This is a genomic window from Gordonia sp. GONU (assembly GCF_024733855.1).
Lineage (GTDB): Bacteria > Actinomycetota > Actinomycetes > Mycobacteriales > Mycobacteriaceae > Gordonia > Gordonia amicalis.
This window is the reverse complement of record NZ_JANRHB010000030.1, coordinates 1-16,863: the sequence shown is the minus strand read 5'-3', so window position 1 is coordinate 16,863 and position 16,863 is coordinate 1. Positions and strand designations below refer to the sequence as shown.

The window sequence follows — 16,863 nt, the reverse complement described above, 5'->3', positions numbered from 1 at the left end:
ACATGAGTCCATTAGTCCGGTCTCGGCGCCTCATGTCCGGGGTTTGGGGAAATCCGTGTCGCTCCGGTGCCCGAGGGCCTGCTCAGCGACTCCGTGACCGCTCGCCCCGCAGGATCGCGCGCGACACCAGTCCGGCCGCTGCCGCGGCGGCGACCCACGGCCCGCCGACCAGGATCGGATCGAGCCAGGCATGGTTGTTGTCGACGCGTTCACGCCCCACCCGCGAACTCCAGCCGTGATGGCTGACCTCCGTCCGGATGCCGGTCTCGGTGATCGGATTGTCGGGCCGGCCGGCCGCGACCGAGCGGAGTCGCGCCTCGACCACGCCGACACGATCGGCCCCGATCAGGATCAGCCAGTGCGCCGCACGACCCTCGCTGAACCGATAAGCGGATCGCCGGATCACTCCCGACAGACCGCTGGCCGGGGTCGACGTACCGAAAACCGGTGTCAGGAAGGCATGTTCGTTAGATCGTTCCCTCGCCTCACGGTGGGGCTGATCCTCCGGTACCTCCCAGTGCACACCGGGAGCGGGCCCGACCGGCAGTTCCTCCGGGACCGCGGGCCGGGAGGCCGGATCGGCATCGACGCCCCAGCCCGGGATGCGGTTGACGAGGTCGGTGGTGTCCGGATCGTTGGGTCGGTTCGCTGGGTAGGCAGGCATGCGCTTCTCCTCAGCCGGCGTCGGCGACGATGATGGGCTTGATGCATCCGTCCAGCTTCGACGAGAAGATGTGATAGCCGTCGGCGATGTGCTCGAGCGGAATGCGGTGTGTGACTATGTCATTCGGCTTGAAGTAGCCGTTGCGGATGTGTTCGAACAGGCGCGGCCACTGGCGCTTGACCGGGCACTGGTTCATGTTGATCGTCAGGCCCTTGTTCAACGCATCGCCGAACTTCACGGCGCTGAAGATCGGGCCGTACGCGCCCATCACCGATACCGTGCCGCCCTTGCGAACGGAGTCGATGGCCCAGTTCAGGGCCACCGGTGAACCGCCCTGGAGCTTGAGCTTGGCGGCGGTGACGTGTTGCAGGAAGTTGCCGTCTGCCTCGGCCCCCACCGCGTCGATCACGCGGTCCGCACCGATGTTGTCGGTGATGTTCTTCAGATGGACGATGATGTCGTCGTAGTGGGCGAAGTTGTAGGTCTCCGCATATGCGAAGGTCTCGGCCTTGTCGAGACGGTACTGCAGGTGGTCGACGACGATGACCCGCCCGGCACCCATGAACCACGCCGACCGCGCCGCGTACAACCCGACCGGACCCGCACCGAACACGATGACCGTCTCGCCCTGTCGGATGTCGGCGAGCTGCGCGCCGAAGTATCCCGTGGACAGCGCATCTGTGAGGAGTAGTGCGTCTTCGGGGTCCATCCAGTCCGGGATCACGCTGGGACCGACGTCGGCGAAGGGAACCCGGACGAACTCGGCCTGCCCGCCGTCGTATCCGCCGCAGGTGTGCGAGTACCCGTAGATCCCACCGACCGCGGTCGCGTTGGGATTCACGTTGTGGCAGTTGGAATAGAGGCCTCGAGCGCAGAAGAAGCAGGTGCCGCAGTAGATGTTGAACGGCACCATCACGCGGTCGCCGACCTTCAGGTTCTGTACCGACCCGCCGACGGACTCGACAACACCGATGAACTCATGACCGAACGTCATGCCGGGTCGGGTGTCGGGCATCATGCCGTGATAGAGGTGCAGATCGGAGCCGCAGATGGCGGCGTGGGTGACCCGGACGATCGCGTCGTTGGGATGTTCGATGCGGGGAATGGGCTTCTGCTCGACACGAACCTTGTACGGCCCCCGATAGACCATGGCACGCATCGTGTCGGTGCTCGTCGACGCTGTCATGCGGCGTCGGATACCCGGCCGCTTTTCGGGCAAACCTCACGGCCGAGACGTCGCCACGGCCGACTCCTGTGCAGGTGGATCCGGTCGGGGGTGTAGAAAAGACCCGGTTCATCCAGAACCCCGAAAGGATCGAGCAATGTCTGTGGTGTCGTATGTGATCGCCGGTTCCGAGGCGACGGGTGGTGCGGGAATCCAGGCCGACCTCCGGACTTTCGCCCAGCTCGGCACCTACGGCGTCGGGACCATCACCTGCATCGTGTCCTTCGACCCCCAGGCCGGCTGGGGTCACCGTTTCGTCCCGATCGAGGCCGGCGTGATCGCCGACCAGATCGAGGCCGCCACCGTCGCGCACGAACCGGACGTCGTCAAGATCGGCATGCTGGGCACGCCCGCGACCATCTCGACGGTCGCCGAGGCACTGGCATCGAGGTCGTGGCGGCACGTGGTCGTCGACCCCGTCCTGATCTGCAAGGGTCAGGAACCCGGCGCCGCCCTCGACACCGACAACGCCCTGCGCGCGGAGATCCTCCCGCTGGCCACCGTCGTGACCCCCAATCTGTTCGAGGCGGCAACGCTCGCCGGCATGGACGAGCTGACCAGCATCGACGACCTCGCCGAAGCGGCTCGTCGTATCGCCGATCTCGGACCGAAGTACGTGATCGTCAAGGGCGGGGTCGGACTCGCCGGTGACGAGGCCGTCGACGTCGTCTTCGACGGTACGGACATCACCATCCTGCGCGCACCCAAGGTGGGCGACGAGCGGGTCTCCGGTGCGGGATGTGTGTTCGCCGCAGCGACGACCGCCGAGCTGACCAAGGGCGCCGATGTGCTCGACGCGGTGCGCGCGGCCAAGGAGTACACCCATGCGGGGATCGTCGGCCGCCTCGGCTCGACCGCACCGTTCGACGCCGTCTGGCACGGGCAGCAGTAGCACTCCGCGCCGTGGCGTGAACCCACCATTTTTCGGCAGAATCTCCACCCTGATAGGTGCTGGGTTTGCCGAAAAGTGGTGGGCTTGTCGGAGCTGGCATCCTGGAGACAGCACCGCGTCGGACAGCCAGGAGTGAACAGTGACCGCAGCAGACCGCGTCGACGTCCTCATCATCGGAGCCGGGATCTCGGGGATCGGCGCCGCCCACTATCTGCGGTCCGAGCAGCCGTCGAAGACGTTCACGATCGTCGAGGCCCGCGGGGCCGCCGGTGGCACCTGGGACCTCTTCCGTTATCCCGGCATTCGCTCGGACTCGGACCTGCACACGTTCGGCTACGAGTTCAAGCCATGGACGGACAAGCAGGCGATCGCCGACGCCCCGCGGATTCTCGACTACCTGCACGACACGATCGAGGACAACGACCTGGCCGGCCACATCCGGTACCACCACAAGGTCGTGTCCGCCGCCTGGTCCTCGGACGAAGCACGGTGGCTGGTCGACATCGAACGGGCCGATACCAGTGAACGGACGCAGATCAGCGCGCGGTGGATCTTCTGCGGTTCCGGCTACTACGACTACGACGAGGGGTTCAGTCCCGACTTCGCCGGACAGGATCGGTTCCGCGGTCAGATCGTTCATCCGCAACACTGGCCGGAGGATCTCGACTACGCAGGCAAGCGAGTGGTGGTGATCGGAAGCGGCGCGACCGCCGTGACGCTACTCCCCGCGATGGCCGACGAGACCGCGCATGTGACGATGCTGCAGCGCACGCCCACCTATGTCATCCCGCTGCCCCGGGAGGACGCCCTCGCCAACGCTCTGAAGCGGATCTTCGGCGACGAGCGCGGATACGCACTGACCCGGCAGAAGAACGTCGCGCAGCAGCGAATCCTGTTCGAACTGTGCCAGCGGTTCCCGCAGGTCGCCCGGCGGATGATCCGGAAGATCAACCAGTCTCAGCTGCCGGACGACTTTCCGGTCGACGTGCACTTCAATCCGCCCTACGACCCGTGGGATCAGCGGCTGTGCGTGGTGCCCGATGCCGATCTCTTCCGCACCATCCGGGCGGGCAAGGCCTCGATCGTCACCGATCGGATCGCATCCTTCACCGAGACCGGCATCCTCCTGGAGAGCGGTGCCGAACTCGAGGCCGACATCATCGTCACCGCAACAGGTCTCAACATCAAGATCATCGGCGGTATCGAGCTCACCGTCGACGGAGAGTCCGTCTCACTGCCGGACACCGTCGTGTACCGCGGGATCATGCTGTCCGGGGTGCCGAACTTCGCGCTGGCGATCGGCTACACCAATGCGTCCTGGACACTGAAGATCGGGTTGCTCTGCCAGTACTTCTGTAAGCTGCTCGGCTACATGGACTCTCACGGCCACGACGCGGTGTGGGCGGTCGCCGACCCGGACATGCCCACTCGCCCGCTGCTCGACTTCGGCGCCGGCTACGTCCAGCGTGCTCTCGACACCCTGCCGAAACAGGGACCACGCGCACCGTGGGTGATGTCGATGAGCTATTACACCGACCGTCGTCTGTTCAAAGGCGATGTCGCCGACGAGAACCTACGGTTTGCCCGGGCGCGGCAGACCGAGGTGCTCGCGTAGCGTCATGCCTTCGTAGCCCTCTCGGAACAGGCCACGGCGGCGCAGGATCGGTACCACGGTCTCGGCGAACACGTCGAACCCACCGGGGAGAAATGGCGGCATGACGTTGAAGCCGTCGGCCGCGCGGTTGTGGAACCAGTCCGTCATCGTGTCCGCGACTTGCTCGGGGGTACCGGCGACGACGCGGTGACCGCGGGCACCGGCGAGCTTGTGCAGCAACTGCCGAAGTGTCGGCTTCTCGCGACGGACGATGTCGGCGTACACCTGCGTTCGCGACTTCTTGTTGTTCGTGACGTCGCCCGCGTCGCCGAACGCCTCGATCGGTACGGGCGCGTCGAGGTCCAGATCGTCGAGGTCGACGTAGGCGAAGTCCTTGAGCTGCATGAGACCGAAAGCGGGAATCGTCAGTTCGTTGAACTCCCGCTCGAGTCGGCGAGCCTCCTCCTCGGTGCCACCGATGAACGGGCTGAGTCCCGGCAGGATCTTGATGTGGTCGGGGTTTCGGCCGAGATCGAAGGCTCTGCTCTTGACGTCCCGGTAAAAGGCCTGCGCATCCTCGATGCGTTGCTGAGCAGTGAAGATCGCCTCGGCATGTCGCGCCGCGAACACGCGGCCATGGTCGGACGAACCCGCCTGTACCAGGACGGGGTGTCCTTGCGGCGGACGCGGCGTGGTGAGCGCGCCGGCGACTTTCAGATGGGGGCCGGCGATGTTCGGATGATGGATGCGGCTCGGGTCCACGTACCGTCCGGCCGCTCGGTCGAGCACGACCGCATCGTCGTCCCATGAGTCCCACAGCGCTTCGACCGCCTCGACGAAGGCTTCCGCGCGTTCATACCGCAGCGCGGCGTCCGGATTCCCGTTCAACCCGAAATTCCGTGCGGCGTCGGGGGAGTCGGTGGTGACGATGTTCCACGCGGCACGGCCGCGAGACAGATGGTCGAGTGTCGAGAGGGCTCGGGCGAGCTGCCACGGGTAGGAGTAGGTGGTGGAGGCCGTCGCGATGAGACCGATGCGTTCGGTCCCGCCGGCGACGGTCGCCAGCGTCAGCAGCGGGTCGAGGCGGCCGGCCGCGTTGAACTCGATGTTGGCGTCGAGTTTCGGTATGTCGGCAAGGAACACCGCGTCGAGTGTCGCCGCCTCCGCTGCCCGGGCCAGACCCAGGTAGAAGTCGGGCTCGAACATCCGCTCGGGCGTCGAGGCCGGATGGCGCCAGGCCGCCTCATGATGTCCCGACGAGAGGATGAAGAGATTGAGGTTCATCTGGCGACGATCGGCCATGGCTGACGCGGTGTTCCTTGTCGTGTGGGTGCTGCGGTGAGTGTTGGCGGTTGCGATCAGAAGTACGTGTTGTCGGGGAGGGTGACGTCGTTGACGACGAGCTCGCCGATGGCACGATTCTTGAACCGAGTCGGATTGTGCGACGCCACGGTCCGGATGTTGCGCCAATGCCGGTCGAGGTTCGCCGACCGCTTCACCGCCGACGCCCCACCGACGTCGAACAGCAGGGCGGCCGCCCGCAGCGCCAGATCGTCGACGACAACCTGTACCTGAGACGCGCGCAGGGCGGCCTCGTGCACGACGCCGTCATCGGTCACGCCGTCGACCACCGTTGCGGGAATCCGGCCCAGGACGTCGGCGGCGTCGAGCACCAGCGACTCCGTGGCGTAGGCGAGGGAGTGGATCTCGCCGACCACCTCGAGCAGCACCGGATCCTCTCGCGGTAGGTCGGCCGAGCCATGGGTGAAGCTGCGTCGTCGACCACGGATGAGTTCAACGGCGTCGTCGGCGACGGCGAGAGCGTTGCCGGCGACGACGGCGTTCAGGTAATGCTGATAGAACGGTCCGAGATGCCAGCGCGGGATCGTGCTGAGGTCCTCCGGCGGGAGAGCGACCTCGTCGGCTTCGACGCGAACGCCCTGGAAACGGGTTGTGCCCGTTCCGGTGAGGGCCTGACCAAATCCGTCCCAGTCGTCCTCGACGGTGATGCCCGCACGGCTCAGCGACAGCAACGCCTGGACCGGGACGCCCTCGGAGGTCACACCCGTGACGAAAGTGTGTTCGGCGTACAGGGTTCCGGTGGAGTAGTACTTCACGCCGTCCAGTCGGTAGCCGTCACCGTCGGGCGTGAACGTCGTCGACTTGGCGAAATCACCGGCGTGCTTGTTGCCGAGTTCGTTGTTGCCGTTGCCGATCAGTTCACCGGCCGCGACCCGCTCCAACCACAGACGGCGCCGGGGCGACTCCGGCCACAGCAGGATGTCCTCGACCGTCCCGAAATGGGCACGCAGCAGGTGGCCCAGATTGGAGTCGGCCTTGCTCAGCCGGATGACGAGGTCGAACAACTCGCGGACGGTCGCACCGCCACCGCCGTCGGCGACCGGCAGCCGATACGCACCGATCCTCGCCTCTTTCAGCCACGCAACCTGCTCGTAAGGGGCGGTGTCGGTGCGTTCGCGCTCGAAGCTGCCTGCGGCGATGCGCTCGAGAAGTGCGTCGAGTTCGGCGGATCCGGGGCGTACCGCGTCGGCCGTCGTCGTGGCGTCGGTGACGGTCATTTCGCTCCCTCGACACGCGCGAGCAGGTCGACGACGCCGTCGGCGATGGCCTGGGGCTGTTCCTCCTGGACGAAGTGGACACCAGCACCCGCGGCGCGAACCTCGAGCGCTGCGATGTTCTCGGTGACCCAGGACAGGATCTCCGGGGTCAGCAGGAAGCCCGGCTCGAAGGTCAGCAGCAGCTTCGGAACGTCACTGCTGGTCTTCAGCCAGTCGACGCTGCGCTCCAGGAAGTCGACGCTCGAGGCGGGAGTGCCGTCGATGGGCAGGTTGCGCGGGAACTTGATGAGGTGGCCGCGCGACTCGGGGGTCGGGAACGGCGCCAGGTAGACGTCGAGGTCCTCCTGTGCCGGCGGGGTGAGGAAGGCACCGGGTAGCACCTGGGTCAGGAACAGGTTGTCCTCGACGACGAACTTCTCACCGTCGCCGGGCGTCCGGATCAGCTGCTGCGCCTGGACGAACGGTTCGGGCAGGTCCGCTGACGCGATGTCACGGATGACCGGCTCGGCCAGGAGGACGGCCTTGACGCGGCCGGAATGTCGTGCAGCCCAGGAGACTCCGAAGGCGGCGCCGTAGTCCTGCACGACGAGGGTCACATCGCGCAGATCGAGGGCATCGAACCAGGCGTCGAGGTACCGGATGTGGTCGTCGAGTTCGTAGGCGATGTCAGGACGTCCCGAGTCCCCGAATCCGATGAGATCCGGAACGATCAGTCGCCCGCGTCCGGTGAGACGGGTGAACACGTGACGCCAGAGGTATGAGCTGGTGGGGCTGCCGTGCAGGAAGACGATGGGGTTCCCATCGCCGTGCTCGATGTGGTGGATGTGGGAGTCGAGCACCTCGGTGTCGACGCTGCGGGCGTCGGGACCGAAGGCGTCGCGCGGGATGGCGTGGGAGGTCTGTGTCATCGGTATTCCTCTGGACGAACTGGATGAATTTCCAATAGGCCAGAAACTCTACGCATTTCTCACATCCACGAAGGCTGCTGTGAGACAGCGGAACTCTGGACATGCGACCCATACATCCACCGCAGAGATGACCACGCTGCGTCCGTCCGGACGCCCAGACCGTATGCGAGCAGCGGTGATGCTCCCAGGGGAACGGTCACGGTCCGGCAAGCGACCGGCCGCTCCGGGCGATCGACCCGCCGTGCAAGTCAAAGAATCAGTCGGACTTCAACTCCGGAGCCGGGTTCCGCCGGCCGAGACGATGAGCGATGAGAGCCGCGCCGAAGCCGTGGAACAGGACACTCGCCAGGACCGTCACCGTCATCGCGTAGAGGGTCTGGTCGGCGACCAGACCGTCGAATTCGTTGAATGCGAGTTGACCGAACACGATCGACGCGGTGCCACGCGGGCCGAGAACGCCGACCAGTAATCGATCGCGACGACCGAGGTCGGTCCGCAGGAGCGCCAGGTACACGGGAACGATCCGCAGGACCGTCAGGGCAGCGATCCCCAGAACGACCAGCTGCCAGACGAATCCGAGCTCGAAGACCAGGACGGCTGCGCAACCGAACACAAACCACATCGTGAGTGCGGCGAGGCCACTGACGTCGTCGGCCAGGCGCAGCTGCTCGTCACCGGGCCCGTCCGCCCGGGCTGCCTTGTAGGCGATACCGCAGATGAACGCCGCCACGAAGCCGTTGCCGCCGAGCTGCACCGAACATCCGTAGGCGAGTATCGGGATGAGGACGAGACTGATCCTGATCGACTGTTCCGTGGCGAGCCCGCGACGCGCCGAGATGTTCGTCAGTCGAGCCGCGACGAATCCGATGACACTGCCCGCCAGCGCGGCCCACAGGGCCGAGGGCACTGCCTGTTCCAGTGCGTCGGCAGGCGAGGAGGCGTGTTTGTGGTCGCCGGCGAGCGTGAGCGCGAAGATGAAGACCGGCGCGATGATCCCGTCGTTGTAGCCGCTTTCGATGTTCAACAGGTGACGCACCCTGGAGGGGATTCGCTGGTCGCGTACCAGCGATGAGACGGGCGTCAGGTCCATCGGGATAACAACACAGGCGATGGCCAGTGCCACACCCACCGACATGGTCGGAAGCAGTGCGAGGCCGAGGAGCGTGGCCGCCGCGATCGACAGTGGCATCGCAATCAGCAACAGCCGGAACGACGTTCGGCGTTCGCCGGCGAAGTAGCCGCCCCGGACCTCGATCGCGTCGACGAACAACAGCAACGCCAGGATCAGCTCGACCGCCGGCTCGGCATCGTCGGTGTCGAGTGCATAGCCGATCGGGTTGCTGGTGGTCAGTCCGATCACCATGCCGGTGATCACCATCAGCAACGCACCCGAGATCCTGACCCGGGACAACCCGCCCGCCACAAACGACCACCCGACGATCACCAGAATGGCGATCAAAGCGGAGGTCATCGACATCGCCCTCGTACCAACACCGACGAATCGTATCCCGACCGCTCTCGGCCATCACGCTCGCGCGGGTCGGTCAGTGGCAAGTGCACACCGAACCACACGATCGAGGCGTGACGCACGACAGGCCGTGAAATGCTCTGGAAACCCCCGGACGTGGATAGTCTGGCGCACATGGATTTCGAGGACGTCTTCACCGCCGTCGCCGTCGCCTTCGAGGCGCTCGGCGCGTTGGCGATGATCGTGGGGTTTGTGATCGCCATCGTCCTCGGCGCACGATCGCTCTCCCGCAAGGAGGGCGGCGGCGAGGCCTTCTCGGTGCTACGAACCACACTGGGGTCCGCGATCCTCCTCGGTCTCGAGATCCTGGTCGCCGCAGATCTCATCCGGACGATCACCTCGAAGCCGTCCATCGAGGACGCCGTGATCCTCGGCATCATCGTGGTCATCCGGACGGTGTTGTCGATGTCCATCCAGATCGAGATCGAAGGCACGCTGCCGTGGCGGCGTGCGGTGCTCACCAACGGGGGGCAACTCATGCGCGAGGCCATGGCGCGCGATGCTGCCGCGGCCAGGTCTGCCCGTTCGCCGGCCGAGGAGTAGCCGACCGGTCGAGTGCGGTTGCCTATGCAAACCGCCATAGCGTAGCGTTCGCCGGGTATACCGATCGTCATAATTGCGTCAGGGAGCTTCCCCGTGCCCACACTCGCCGAACTCGTTTCCCGTTTCGATCCGACCTGCGACTTCGTCGTGCCCGTCGAATGGACGCAGGGTCGTACCGCCTACGGAGGCTTGACGGCCGCACTGTCCGTGCACGCAGCGCAGCTGACCGAGGGGGGCCCGCTCCCGCCGCTCAAGTCGGCCCAGTTCCTGCTCAGCGCTCCGGTCGTCGACGCCGCGACGATCACCGCCCGCCGTCTTCGCGAGGGCCGCTCGGCAACGAGTGTCGCGGTGGAGACCGTCAGCGGGGGACAGGTCGCCGCCCACGCGTCGCTGATCTTCGCCGCCCCGCGGCCCAGCGCGATCGCGCACGATTTCGTCGTGATACCCGAGGTTCCTGGCCCGGACGACTGTCAGGCATTCTCGGAGGCGTCCTCGCTCCGGCCCGCGTTCGTGGACAACTTCGACATCCGCAAGGCGGGCGGCGCCGGCCCCATGTCCAACGACGGGCCGCCGCGATTCCTCGCCTGGGTCCGCCACCGTGGCGCCGTGGGGGTCGATCCGGCGACCGCGCTCGTCGCCCTGGCCGACGCGCTGCCGCCCGCGACAACCGCGGTGTTCACCGACTGGGCACCCATCAGCACCATGAGCTGGACATTGCACATCTGCACCGACGAGGTGCCCAAGCCAACGGAGTGGTTGTTACTCGAATCGTCGAGCACGTTCACCCGTGACGGCTACTCGCACCAGTCGATGACACTCTGGGACAGCGCATCCCGGCCGATCATCCAGGCCTCACAGACGGTCGCGGTGTTCGCCTGACCCGTCAGCCACCGCGGGAGTTCCGCAATTCGCGCCCCTTCTCGATGTACTCCTGGTGGATCTTCTCGTTCTTGTCCGAGACAGTGGTGTCGCGGGGCGGAAGTTGCAGGCGCTCTTCGGCTGCCATGCCCGCCTGGAGCTGTCGACCCCGCTCGAGTTCGGCGTCGAACTCGGCGCCGAACAGCAGGGCCAGATTCGTCAGCCACAACCACAGCAGGAACACGATGACGCCCGCCAGTGCTCCGTAGGTCTTGTTGTAGCTGCCGAAGTTCGACACGTAGAGAGCGAACGCCGCCGACGCCACGATCCAGGTGACGATCGCGAGGACCGCGCCCGCGCTGATCCAGCGGAACTTCGGTTGCTTCACATTCGGTGTGGCCCAATACAAGACCGCGACGATCACCACGACGAACAACAACACCACCGGCCAGCGGACGATGTTCCACACCGTGAGCGCGGTGCTGCCGAAACCGATGGCGTCACCGATGGACCGCGCGATCGGCCCGCTGACGGCAAGCATCAGCGCCACCGCCGCAGCCAGGACGAGGGCCAGGAGCGTCACCAACAGCATGGCGGGCCGCAGTTTCCAGATCGGCCGGCCTTCGTCGACCTCGTACATGCGGTTCATCGCCCGTCCGAACGCACCGACGTACCCCGACGCCGACCACAGGGCGCCGGCGAGACCGAGCACGAGCGCGAGACCGGCACTCGGTGCGGCCACCAGTTGCTCGACGGGCGCGCGGAGGGTGTCCACCGCGTCCGAGGGCCCGAGGTCTTCGACCATCGTCAGCACCGCGTCGACGGTCTTCTCGCCCTGCCCGAAGACACCGAGCAGAGACACCATGGCGAGGAGCGCGGGGAACAACGACAGCACCGAGTAGTAGGTGAGTGCGGCGGCGAGGTCGGTGCACTGATCGCGGGAGAACTCGCGAGCCGTCTTGCGCAGGACGAACATCAGTGACGGTTTCGTCAGGTCGGTGGGCGACTCCGGTTTGCGAGGATCGTCGGGATCGGCACGCTCCGGGTCGTCGCGGACATCGACGTCCCGGTCCGGTTCCTTGGTCTGCTCATCCTTGCTCATACCCCGGTGTAGCCGCGGGGTTCGCGGACCAAACCCTTCATGCCGCGACCAGCGAGGATTGGCGAGGTGGTCGGCGCGCTCAGCCGGCCGAAGCGACCTCACGAGACCGTAACCAGTCGTGGGAAGATCTGCCGCCCACGACGGACTGACCTCAGGCCCGGGCAGCGACCCGACTCACCTCGTCGACGACGCCCTGCAGATCCCCCTGGATGATCCTGGTCAGTGCAGCCGGCGTTTCGTCCTTGAAGCCCGCCAGGACAACGGGTTCCCCAAAGGTCACGCGTGGACGTACACGGTCGCCGTGGTCCGGGTAGGCGATCCCGGCGGACACCAGCGAGACGTCGACCCCGGCCTTCAGCGCCCGATAGGCGATGTGACCGATGCCGGTGCCGAGTTTCTGCAGACGGGTGACGTCGCCCTCGTTGCAGGTCCCCTCCGGGAAGACCGCGATGCTGTCACCGCGGACCATTCGCTCGACGCAGACGCCGAACATCTGCCGTCCGGCCTCCGCAGCCGCTCGGACGCCGTGGTCCTTCGGACGGAACACCGGGATACCGCCCAGGGTGTCGATCTTTCGTCGCTGCTCCGGATCCTCGAAGAGTTCGTCTTTCGCCAACACGCGCAGGTGGCCGATCCGGGGTCGAATGGGGGAGCGGAACCCTGCGGCCGCCAGCACCAGCGGATCGCGCTCGGAGACATGGTTGGCGGCGATCAGCAACGGCTTGCCGCTTCGGACCGCACGAACCAGACGATCGCGGGACGTGAAGCGCACGACGGGCCGAATCCTGGCGGCGAGCACCCCGTACATCAGCCTCGCGCGTACGCGGTCCTGCTGGTGATCCAGGTAGTGCGCGTATACGGCTTCCGACTGGGCGAGCTCTACATCCACGTAAGTTACGGTACCGTAGGTTAGCGGCTTCGCCCAACGAACGACGAAAGTCACCCGCGGCCTCGAGTACGAGAAACCGCAGGTGACACGTCCATGGTGACGTCCGGACGGTGTTCAGTCCGGCACCACGACCGCCCGGCCGCGCAGGTCATTCGCCGCCAGTCGTCGGTAGGCCTCGACGCCGTCGTCGAGTAAGAACTTCTCGACCGCCACCTCGAGAACACCGTCCCGCGCCAGATCGAGCACCTCGATCAGCTCATCGCGCGCCCCCCAGTACGGTGCGCGCACCGACACCTCATAGGGCTGGGTGAAGAATCCGACCTTTGCCGCCGCGACACCGTCGCCGATACCGACGATCACCACGTCGCCCATGGTGCCGACGACGCCCATCGCGATGTCGATCGTGGGCTGCAGACCGACGAAGTCGAAGACAGCGGTTGCACCCTCGCCGCCGGTGATCTTGCGGACATTGGCGACGGCGTCGGCGTCACTGAGCACCACCTCGTGGGCGCCGACCTCGCGCGCGAAGGCCAGCTTCTCGTCGTTCACGTCGAGCACGATCACCCGTGACGGGGTCAGGTGACGAAGCAGTTGGATGCCGACGTGTCCGAGGCCGCCGGCGCCGATGACCACCGCAGTCGTGCCGCCCACCAGCTTCGGAAGGCTCGATTTGATCGCGTGGTACGGCGTGAGGCCGGCGTCGGTGAGCGGTACCGCGGCCACCGGGTCCAGATCGCCGAGGGGAACCAGGTGCCGCCGGTTGTCGACGAGCAGGTACTCGGCCATCGCACCAGGGTTTCCGAGCCCCGGTGGTGCGATACCGAGTTCGCCCGCCCGGCTGCAGTAGTTCTCCAGACCCCGCGAGCAGAAGTGGCAGACGCCGCAGCCCCACGGCCCGTAGACCGCGACCGATGTGCCTTCGGAGACACCCGTGACGCCGCTGCCGACTTCGGCCACCACGCCCGCGCCCTCGTGACCGAGCGTCATGGGCAGGGGATAGGCGAAACCTTCTTCGGGCAGATTGAGCACGAAGTCGTCCGAATGGCACGCTCCGGCGGCCGTCACCTTCAGCAACACCTGGCCCGGACCCGGCACCGGCTTGTCCACTTCCCGCAATTGCGGGGGTTGACCTGGTTTGACGATCTGAATGGCCTTCATGCGCATACCTTTCGATCCGGGAGAGAGTGACCCGACCTCCGGTCTACTCGGCCAGACGCAACGGCATGTATCTTCCGGCGAACTCAACATGAACTTCTCGACCTGGCGTCGTCGGGTTCAGCGTCGTCGGGTTCAGCGTTGTCGGGTTCACCATCGGCGGGACGGATTCCGCGCCGCGCAACGCACACACTGCCGGGCCGCGGGAAGAACCTCGAGCCGCTCGGGGTCGATCACCGTGCCGCAGGTCTCACAGCGTCCATACGATCCGCGACCGACGCGTTCGAGCGCAGCGTCGATCTCGTCCAGACGAACCCGTGACCGCTCGAGCTGGGCCACCAACTGGCCTCGCTCGACGGCGAGCGTTGTCCCTTCGGGATCGTGCTCGTCGTCGGAGGCAGCGTCCGCTGTCGCCTCGATGACGGCGGCCAACCGCGCGGACATCGATTCGATGAGCGCCGTCGTGCGGGCGCGTTCGATGATCAGCGATGTTTCCGATTCGGTCGGGTCGGGTCTGTTCACCGTGACCGACCCCAGGCATCACGCATGCACGTCACGGAGACCGACCGCACCGCGCAGGCCGGAGCAATTGATGCATCCCACGCAACCGATGCAATCGGTGCACCGGATACAACCGACACACCCGACGCAACCGCGGCACAGCAGGCTCGCCACGATGCCGAGGCTTCCGGCGATCCCGAAACTGAGTGCTGTGCCCATACTTCCGGCGACGACCGCACTGGCGGCCGTCACCGCCGAACCCGCGACGATCGCACTCGCGACGGTCCCGGCCGAGGAGCTGACGCCTGCGCTGGAGGCCGTACCTGCCGAATTGGCGACAGCAGCGCTGGCGACAGTGCCCGCCGAGTTCGCCACCGCAATGCTCGACACCGTCCCGATGGAGCGGGCCACCGCCGTCGAATTCCGCGTCGCCGGCGAGTCGCCGACGCTGGTCTGATCCCTCGTGAGCGTCCACATGACGTCCATGGTCGCGCAACCGGCAGACACGTGAGCCCGTTTCGGCCCGCCGGAGTGTTCCGCGGAACACTCCTGGACGCTCAGGTCCCGCAGAACGTCTGGAACGACGAGTTGAACTCCTCGGGGGCGGGCGATGTGTACTTCACCCATTCGACGCGGCGCTCGAACGGGTTGGTCACGACGTCGAGCAGTTCCGCGAACAACGCGAGGTCACCGTCGTTCGCGGCCTGCAACGCCTCGTCGACCAGATGATTGCGCGGGATGTAGAGCGGGTTCACGCGGTCCATCGCATCGGCGGTGGCCGCCTCGTCGCGACCGTGTCGGGCCAGGGCTTCGCGCCAGCGCGCGAGCCACGGCGTCGAGGCTTCTCGCGGAAGCAGGATGTCGAGCGGGGTGCTTCGTCCACGGAGTTCCTCCGCAAGCGCCCGGAAGGCACCTGTCCAGTCGGCCCGATGGGCTGCCAGCAGCGTCAGGAGGTCGTCGATCACCTCGTGCTCGACGAAGGTGTCGGCCAGGCCCAGCTTTGCCGACAAACCGTCGTAGAGATGGCGCTCGTAGTGCGCGTCAAAGGTCGACAGCGTTGCCGTCGCGACAGCGATCGCATCGTCCGGCGTCGGACTGATCAGCGTGAGGAGCGTTTCAGCGAAACGTGCGAGGTTCCACTTCAGAACGGCGGGCTGGTTCCCGAAGGCGTAGCGTCCACCGTGGTCGATCGAACTGAACACGGCAGCGGGATCGAAGGCGTCGATGAACGCGCACGGACCGTAGTCGATAGTTTCCCCGGAGATGGTGGTGTTGTCGGTGTTCATCACACCGTGCACGAACCCGACCAGCATCCACTGGGCGACGAGCGCGGCCTGCCGCTCGACCACACCCTCCAGCAACTTCGCGTAGCGGTTCCCGCCGCCGGTCGTGGGCAATTCGGCGAGGTCGGGATAGTGGCGCGCGACTGCATAGTCGGCGAGCGGCTGCAGAACACTCCCGTTCCGCGCCGCGAACTCGAAGGTCCCCACGCGCAGGTGGCTCGCCGCGACCCGGGCGAGTACCGCTCCCGGCTCGACGCCGTTGCGATGAATCCCGCGGCCCGTTGCCACCACCGCCAGCGATCGCGTGGTGGGTACGCCGAGTGCATGCATCGCTTCGCTGACCAGGTACTCGCGAAGCATCGGCCCGACCACCGCGAAACCGTCCCCGCCGCGCGAAAACGGCGTCGGCCCCGAGCCTTTCAACTGTAGGTCGACGCGACGGCCCTCGACGTCCACGAGCTCGCCGAGCAGGAGGGCGCGTCCGTCTCCCAATAGCGGTGCATACCCACCGAACTGATGACCGCTGTACGCCGTCGCCACCGGCTTGCCGTCGGCGGGCGCGGCCGCGCCGGAGAGGATCGCTATCCCGTCTTCTGTACGCAGGGAATCGACGTCGAGACCCAGCGAGGCCGCGAGCTGGTCGTTGACGACGAGAAGGCGCGGATCGGGGACGTCGGCGCCTCGCCATTCGACGGTGAGAGGCGTCAGTTCGTCGGCGAAAGTGCTCTCGAAGCCGGTGATCGCGTCGGATGTGCGTGCAGGGGAGTCGGTGGCAGCCACTCTTCGAGCGTAACCACTTCCTCGTATCGCCTGGTCACGTCGGTGTCCGGGACGACCTCAGCGTGTGATCACGTTCAGCAGCGACTTCGTGGTCATGCGGTAGAGCCCACCGAACATTCCGTTTCGCGCGAGGGCGGCACGCGCGGCGTTGGCCCCCGGGGCCCCGTGAACAGCTCCGCCGGGATGGGCCGACGAGCCGGCGAGAAACGGCCGGTCGATGGGTGTGTCGGCCCGTCCCAGTGGCGGATTCTAGGGGTCCTCGCAACACCGGTTGGTTAGACGGGTACAAGTAAATCACGCAGACGCTCGGCTGGGGTTCTCCAGTCGAGCGTTTTGCGTGGTCGACTGTTGAGTCGTTGGGC

The 16,863-nt window shown here is 66.3% G+C and carries 16 protein-coding genes; 5 read left to right on the top strand and 11 right to left on the bottom strand.

Annotation, left to right across the window (positions count from 1 at the left end; genetic code table 11):
* Positions 1-82 precede the first annotated feature (82 nt).
* On the bottom strand, positions 83-664 hold the full coding sequence (locus NWF34_RS20120; protein WP_258325931.1) for a hypothetical protein: 582 nt from the start codon (positions 662-664) through the stop codon (positions 83-85).
* 10 nt (positions 665-674) lie between these two features.
* The gene (locus NWF34_RS20115; protein WP_024499259.1) at positions 675-1,823 is read right to left on the bottom strand and encodes a zinc-dependent alcohol dehydrogenase; all 1,149 of its coding nucleotides are present in this window, start codon (positions 1,821-1,823) and stop codon (positions 675-677) included.
* A gap of 163 nt (positions 1,824-1,986) precedes the next feature.
* On the opposite strand from NWF34_RS20115, the gene NWF34_RS20110 reads away from it, so the two are divergent.
* Positions 1,987-2,781 (top strand): hydroxymethylpyrimidine/phosphomethylpyrimidine kinase, encoded by a 795-nt coding sequence (locus tag NWF34_RS20110; protein ID WP_258325930.1) that lies wholly within the window; start codon positions 1,987-1,989, stop codon positions 2,779-2,781.
* A 139-nt stretch (positions 2,782-2,920) separates the two neighbouring features.
* On the top strand, positions 2,921-4,396 hold the full coding sequence (locus tag NWF34_RS20105; protein WP_258325929.1) for an NAD(P)/FAD-dependent oxidoreductase: 1,476 nt from the start codon (positions 2,921-2,923) through the stop codon (positions 4,394-4,396).
* Here the strand turns inward: NWF34_RS20105 and NWF34_RS20100 are convergent.
* The 4 genes from NWF34_RS20100 to NWF34_RS20085 form a co-directional block, all read right to left on the bottom strand.
* Complete coding sequence (locus NWF34_RS20100; RefSeq protein WP_258325928.1) at positions 4,355-5,677, bottom strand: LLM class flavin-dependent oxidoreductase; 1,323 nt, start codon at positions 5,675-5,677, stop codon at positions 4,355-4,357. The genes NWF34_RS20105 and NWF34_RS20100 overlap by 42 nt on opposite strands.
* Before the next feature lie 56 nt (positions 5,678-5,733).
* Positions 5,734-6,954 (bottom strand): oxidoreductase, encoded by a 1,221-nt coding sequence (locus NWF34_RS20095; protein WP_024499263.1) that lies wholly within the window; start codon positions 6,952-6,954, stop codon positions 5,734-5,736.
* Positions 6,951-7,862 carry a haloalkane dehalogenase gene (locus NWF34_RS20090; protein ID WP_258325927.1) on the bottom strand — a complete coding sequence of 304 codons (912 nt, stop codon included), beginning with the start codon at positions 7,860-7,862 and terminating at the stop codon, positions 6,951-6,953. The genes NWF34_RS20095 and NWF34_RS20090 overlap by 4 nt, the downstream gene beginning before the upstream one ends.
* 256 nt (positions 7,863-8,118) lie before the next feature.
* Positions 8,119-9,333: a sodium:proton antiporter gene (locus tag NWF34_RS20085; RefSeq protein WP_191834951.1), complete on the bottom strand. Its 1,215-nt coding sequence runs from the start codon at positions 9,331-9,333 to the stop codon at positions 8,119-8,121.
* A gap of 171 nt (positions 9,334-9,504) precedes the next feature.
* On the opposite strand from NWF34_RS20085, the gene NWF34_RS20080 reads away from it, so the two are divergent.
* Together NWF34_RS20080 and NWF34_RS20075 are read left to right on the top strand one after the other, a co-directional pair.
* A complete protein-coding gene (locus NWF34_RS20080; protein WP_191834950.1) occupies positions 9,505-9,933 on the top strand; it encodes a DUF1622 domain-containing protein in 429 nt (142 codons plus the stop codon).
* 93 nt (positions 9,934-10,026) lie between these two features.
* On the top strand, positions 10,027-10,812 hold the full coding sequence (locus NWF34_RS20075; RefSeq protein ID WP_191834949.1) for a thioesterase family protein: 786 nt from the start codon (positions 10,027-10,029) through the stop codon (positions 10,810-10,812).
* Positions 10,813-10,816: 4 nt separating this feature from the next.
* On the opposite strand, the gene NWF34_RS20070 is transcribed toward NWF34_RS20075, so the two are convergent.
* The 4 genes from NWF34_RS20070 to NWF34_RS20055 all read right to left on the bottom strand — a co-directional run bounded on the left by NWF34_RS20070 (position 10,817) and on the right by NWF34_RS20055 (position 14,459).
* Positions 10,817-11,893: a YihY/virulence factor BrkB family protein gene (locus NWF34_RS20070; protein WP_159404994.1), complete on the bottom strand. Its 1,077-nt coding sequence runs from the start codon at positions 11,891-11,893 to the stop codon at positions 10,817-10,819.
* Positions 11,894-12,044: 151 nt separating this feature from the next.
* A complete protein-coding gene (locus tag NWF34_RS20065; RefSeq protein ID WP_258325926.1) occupies positions 12,045-12,782 on the bottom strand; it encodes a 1-acyl-sn-glycerol-3-phosphate acyltransferase in 738 nt (245 codons plus the stop codon).
* A gap of 114 nt (positions 12,783-12,896) precedes the next feature.
* Positions 12,897-13,940, bottom strand: coding sequence for an NAD(P)-dependent alcohol dehydrogenase (locus NWF34_RS20060; protein WP_258325925.1), 1,044 nt, complete (start codon positions 13,938-13,940; stop codon positions 12,897-12,899).
* 147 nt (positions 13,941-14,087) lie between these two features.
* Entirely contained in the window at positions 14,088-14,459 is a 372-nt protein-coding gene (locus NWF34_RS20055; RefSeq protein ID WP_006435605.1) for a TraR/DksA C4-type zinc finger protein, read from the bottom strand.
* 190 nt (positions 14,460-14,649) lie between these two features.
* On the opposite strand from NWF34_RS20055, the gene NWF34_RS25395 reads away from it, so the two are divergent.
* A complete protein-coding gene (locus tag NWF34_RS25395; RefSeq protein WP_309148653.1) occupies positions 14,650-14,895 on the top strand; it encodes a hypothetical protein in 246 nt (81 codons plus the stop codon).
* 100 nt (positions 14,896-14,995) lie between these two features.
* On the opposite strand, the gene NWF34_RS20045 is transcribed toward NWF34_RS25395, so the two are convergent.
* Complete coding sequence (locus NWF34_RS20045) at positions 14,996-16,501, bottom strand: YdiU family protein (RefSeq protein WP_258325924.1); 1,506 nt, start codon at positions 16,499-16,501, stop codon at positions 14,996-14,998.
* Positions 16,502-16,863: the final 362 nt, after the last annotated feature.